The sequence below is a fragment of the Mycobacterium sp. genome (genome assembly GCF_035697385.1).
Lineage (GTDB): Bacteria > Actinomycetota > Actinomycetes > Mycobacteriales > Mycobacteriaceae > Mycobacterium.
Genome location: NZ_DASSCY010000177.1, coordinates 1 through 5,346 on the forward strand (window position 1 = coordinate 1; position 5,346 = coordinate 5,346).

Here is a 5,346-nt window from a genome sequence, read left to right on the forward strand (position 1 = left end):
CGAGCTCGACCGGCGGGTGCTGGAGTTCGGCGGCAGGCTCTACACCGCCAAGGATTCCCGAACGACTGCCGAGACCTTCCACGCCATGTACCCGCGAATCGACGAATGGATTGCCGTGCGCCGCAAGGTCGATCCCACCGGCGTGTTCGCCTCCGACATGGCCCGACGCTTGGAGCTGCTCTAGATGGTTCTTGATGCCGTGGGTAACCCCCAGACCATTCTGCTGCTCGGCGGCACGTCCGAGATCGGGCTAGCAATCTGCGAGCGCTATCTGCGCAACGCGCCGGCACGAATCGTGCTGGCAGAACTGCCCGATCACCCCGGCCGTGACAACGCCGTCGCGCAGATGAAGGCCGCAGGCGCCAAGTCCGTCGAGCTGATCGACTTCGACGCCGTCGACACCGAGAGCCACCCGAAGGTGATCGACGCCGCCTTCGCCGGTGGCGACGTCGACGTGGCGATCGTGGCGTTCGGCTTGCTCGGCGATGCCGAGGAGCTGTGGCAGAACCAGCGCAAGGCCGTGCAGATCGCCCAGATCAACTACACCGCAGCGGTTTCCGTCGGTGTGCTGATCGGCGAGAAGATGCGCGCCCAGGGCTTCGGGCGGATCATCGCGATGAGCTCGGCGGCCGGTGAGCGGGTGCGTCGATCCAACTTCGTGTACGGCTCCACCAAGGCGGGATTGGACGGCTTCTATCTGGGTCTCGGGGAAGCGTTGCGGGAGTTCGGGGTTCGGGTTCTGGTGATCAGGCCCGGGCAGGTGCGCACCAGGACCACCATTGAGCACTGGAAGTCAACAGGCAGCAAGGAAGCGCCGTTCACCGTCGACAAGGAAGACGTCGCAGAACTGGCGGTCACCGCATCGGCCAAAGGCAAGGAACTGGTATGGGCGCCGGGGGCGTTCAGGTACGTGATGATGGTGTTGCGGCATATCCCCCGCCCCATCTTCCGCAAGCTCCCCATCTAATGCGCGGTGCGCTGGCCGTAATCGGCCAGATGGCGGTGGCGGTCGTCGTTGCGGTGGCGGTCACGGTGATCTCCCTTGCCGCGATAGCGCGGGTGGAGTGGCCTGCATTCAACTCGTCGAACCAATTGCACGCGCTGACCACCGTCGGCCAATTCGCCTGCCTCGCAGGTCTGTTGGCGTGCGGGTGGATCTGGCGTCGCGGACGCCGCACGCTCGCGCGCAGCGGCGTTCTGGTGTTCCTTTCTGGGTTCTCGGTCGTCACGCTGGCGATGCCGCTCGGCGCGACCAAGCTGTACCTGCACGGGATCTCCGTCGACCAGGCGTTCCGCACCGAATACCTGACCCGGCTCACCGACACCGCCGCCCCCCACGACATGACCTATTACGGCTTGCCGCCGTTCTACCCAGCCGGCTGGTTCTGGCTCGGTGGCCGGCTCGCGGCACTGACCGGCACGCCGGCGTGGGAGATGTTCAAGCCGTGGGCCATCATCTCCATCACGATCGCGATTGTGGTCGCATTTGTGTTGTGGGCGGCCATGATTCGCTTCGAGTATGCGCTGATCGTGTCGGCCGCCACCGCCGCTGCCACGCTCGCGTACTCGCCTGCCGAGCCCTACGCCGCGATCATCACCGTGCTGCTGCCGCCGGTGTTCGTGCTCGCATGGTCGGGGCTGGGGGGCGCAACGCGAGACGGCGGTTGGGCGGCGGTGATCGGCGTCGGCGTCTTCCTCGGTGGATCCGCGCTGTTCTACACCCTGCTGCTCGGCTACGCCGCGTTCACACTGACCATCATGGCGGTGCTGCTTGCCGCCGCCCGCAGGCGCGTCGAGCCACTGCTGCGGCTGCTGGTCATCGCCGTCATCTCCGGGACGATCACGTTGATCGGCTGGGGCCCGTACCTCGTCGCCGCGCTCCGCGGTTCACCGGCCGGCTCCGGCTCTGCCTTCCACTACCTCCCCACGGCCGGCGCGCAACTCGAGTTCCCGATGCTGCACTTCACCCTGCTCGGTGCGTTGTGCATGCTCGGCACACTGTGGCTGGTTTGGCGGGCGCGCAGCTCGACCCGCGCCGGCGCGCTGGGGATCGCCGTGCTCGCCGTCTACGCCTGGTCGCTGCTGTCCATGCTGACCACGCTGGCCGGCACGACGCTGCTGTCGTTCCGGCTGATTCCGACCCTGACCGTGCTGCTCACCGCGGCAGGCGTGTTCGGGTTCATCGAAACGACTGTGGCGATCGCGCGCCGGTACCAGCCCGAAACCGGACGGCGCGTGGTCGCGGCCGCCGCGGCGCTTGGCGCGATCGGCGCGGTGACGTTCAGCCAGGACATCCCCGACGTGCTTCGGTCCGACATCGTCGTCGCCTACACCGACACCGACGGCGGCGGCCAGCGCGCCGACCGCCGCCCACCGGGTTCCGAGCAGTACTACCGGGAGATCGACGACAGGATCCGTGAAGTGACCGGCGTGGCCCGCAATGAGACCGTCGTGCTGACCGCCGACTACAGCTTCTTGTCGTACTACCCCTACTACGGGTTCCAGGGGCTCACGTCGCACTACGCCAACCCGCTCGCGCAGTTCGAGAAGCGGGCCGACACCATCGAGGGCTGGGCCACCCTCACCGACGCCGACCAGTTCATCACCGCGCTCGACGAGCTGCCATGGAAGGCGCCGACGGTGTTCCTGATGCGCCGCGGCGCCGACGACACCTACACGCTGCGGCTGGCCTCCGACGTCTACCCCAATCAACCCAACGTGCGCCGCTACCACGTCGAGCTTGACGAAGCCCTGTTCGACGACCCGCGCTTCGACGTTTCCACCGTCGGGCCGTTCGTGCTGGCGATCAGGAAGCCCTGATGGCACCATCAAGCCCCGTGGTCCGAGAGCCGGCGATGGGCAGCAACCACCGCACCGCGCGGCTGCTCGCCATCGTCGCCGGACTGCTCGGGGCCGCGATGGCCGTCGCCACACCACTTCTGCCGGTCACGCAAACCACCGCCGAGCTCAATTGGCCGCAGAACGGCGTGCTGCAGAGCGTCGACGCGCCGCTGATCGGCTACGTCGCCACCGACCTCACCATCACCGTGCCGTGCAGCGCCGCCGCCGGGCTAGCCGGTCCGGGAAAATCCGTGCTGCTGTCTACTGTGCCGAAGCAGGCGCCCAAGGCCGTCGACCGCGGACTTCTCATCGAACGCGTCAACAACGACCTGCTCGTCATCGTCCGCAACACCCCGGTGGTCAGCGCACCGCTGAACCAGGTGCTCAGCCCGGCCTGCGAGCGGCTGACGTTCACCGCGCACGCGGACAAGGTCACCGGTGAGTTTGAGGGCCTGGTCAAGGGCCCCGACTCCGACGATCCTGGCAGCGCGCTGCGCGGTGAGCGGAGCGGCTACGACTTCCGCCCGCAGATCGTCGGCGTCTTCACCGATCTGGCCGGGCCCGCGCCGCCGGGGCTGGAGTTCTCGGCGACCCTTGACTCCCGCTACAGCACTTCACCGACGCTGTTGAAGCTGCTGGCGATGATCGTCGGGGTGGCGATGACGCTCGTCGCGCTGGGCGCGCTGCACGTGCTCGACACCGCCGACGGCCGAGGGGTCAAACGCTTCCTGCCGCAGCGATGGTGGTCGCTGGGCCCGCTGGACGGCGTGGTGGCCGCGGTGCTGGTGTGGTGGCATTTCGTCGGCGCCAACACCGCCGACGACGGCTACATCCTGACCATGGCCAGGGTGTCCGAGCACGCCGGCTACATGGCCAACTACTACCGATGGTTCGGCACGCCCGAGGCCCCGTTCGGCTGGTACTACGACCTGTTGGCGCTGTGGGCGCATGTATCGACCAACAGCGCGTGGGTGCGGCTGCCCACGCTGGTGATGGGGCTGGCGTGCTGGTGGCTGATCAGCCGCGAAGTGATCCCCCGGCTCGGGCACGCGGTGAAGATCAGCCGCGCCGCCGCGTGGACGGCCGCCGGCATGTTCCTGGCGTTCTGGCTGCCGCTGAACAACGGCCTGCGGCCAGAACCGATCATCGCGCTGGGCATCCTGCTCACCTGGTGTTCGGTCGAGCGTGGGGTGGCCACCAGCCGGCTGCTGCCCGTGGCCGTCGCGATCATCATCGGGGCGCTGACCATCTTCTCAGGGCCCACCGGAATCGCGGCGGTGGGCGCGTTGCTTGTGGCCGTCGGACCGCTGAAAACCATTGTCGCCGCGCATACTTCGCGATTCGGCTACCTGGCGCTGCTCGCTCCCATTCTCGCGGCGTGCACGGTCACCATCATCCTGGTGTTCCGTGACCAGACGCTGGCCGCCGAATTGCAGGCCAGTTCGTTCAAGTCCGCCGTTGGGCCCAGCCTGAGCTGGTTCGACGAGCACATCCGTTACGAGCGGTTGTTCACCACCAGCCCCGACGGCTCGGTGGCCCGCCGCTTCGCCGTGCTGACGCTCCTGCTTGCCCTGGCCGTCTCGGTCGCAATGTCGTTGCGCAAGGGCCGAATTCCCGGTACCGCCGCAGGCCCCAGTCGCCGCATCATCGGCATCACGATCATCTCGTTCCTGGCGATGATGTTCACGCCAACCAAGTGGACGCACCACTTCGGTGTGTATGCCGGTCTTGCGGGCTCGCTTGGTGCACTTGCCGCGGTCGCCGTCACCGCCGCCGCGATGCGGTCACGTCGCAACCGCGCGATATTCGCCGCCGCGGTGCTGTTCGTGATGGCGCTGTCGTTCGCGACCGTCAACGGCTGGTGGTACGTCTCGAATTTCGGCGTGCCGTGGTCAAATCAGTTCCCGGAGTGGAAGTTCGGCTTCACCACGATTCTGCTCGGACTTTCGGTCGTCGCCCTGCTCGCGGCGGCGTGGTTCCACTTCTCCGGCCGCGACCTCTCCCCTGACGATGGCGGACGCTTCGGATGGCGCCGAATAGTCCAGTCCCCGTTGGCCGTTGCCGCGTGGATCGTCGTCGTCTTCGAGGTCATGTCGCTGACATTGGCCATGACCGACCAATACCCGGCGTGGAGCGTCGGCCGCTCGAATCTGGAAGCGCTGACCGGCAAGACGTGCGGGATGGCCGAGGATGTACTGGTCGAACAGGACGCCAACGCCTCAATGCTGCAGCCCGTCGATGCACCCGTCGGCGAGGCGCTGAGTGCCGCCAGTGCAGAAGGCTTCGGCCCCAACGGGATTCCGAGCGACCTGTCGGCCGACGAGGTGATGGGCGGACCCGGTACCGCCACGAACTTCGCCGACACCCCCGAAGGCGAGGAAACAAACGGCGAGGCCGGCACCGAGGGGGGCACCACCGCCGCGGCCGGCGTCAACGGATCGCGGGCCCGGCTGCCCTACAACCTCGACCCCGCGCGCACCCCGGTGATGGGCAGCTGGCGCAGCG

4 protein-coding genes are annotated in these 5,346 nt (G+C 67.6%); all 4 read left to right on the top strand.

Features of this window, described 5'->3' with window-relative positions:
• Positions 1–184, top strand: a 184-nt coding sequence (locus tag VFH65_RS14610) for a D-arabinono-1,4-lactone oxidase (RefSeq protein ID WP_353322404.1), incomplete at its 5' end; no start/stop codon positions are given.
• The gene (locus VFH65_RS14615; protein ID WP_353322405.1) at positions 185–967 is read left to right on the top strand and encodes a decaprenylphospho-beta-D-erythro-pentofuranosid-2-ulose 2-reductase; all 783 of its coding nucleotides are present in this window, start codon (positions 185–187) and stop codon (positions 965–967) included.
• Positions 967–2,820 (top strand): galactan 5-O-arabinofuranosyltransferase, encoded by a 1,854-nt coding sequence (locus VFH65_RS14620; RefSeq protein WP_353322406.1) that lies wholly within the window; start codon positions 967–969, stop codon positions 2,818–2,820. The genes VFH65_RS14615 and VFH65_RS14620 overlap by 1 nt, the downstream gene beginning before the upstream one ends.
• On the top strand, positions 2,820–5,346 hold a 2,527-nt coding region (locus VFH65_RS14625), incomplete at its 3' end, for an arabinosyltransferase domain-containing protein (RefSeq protein ID WP_353322407.1). The genes VFH65_RS14620 and VFH65_RS14625, both read left to right, overlap by 1 nt.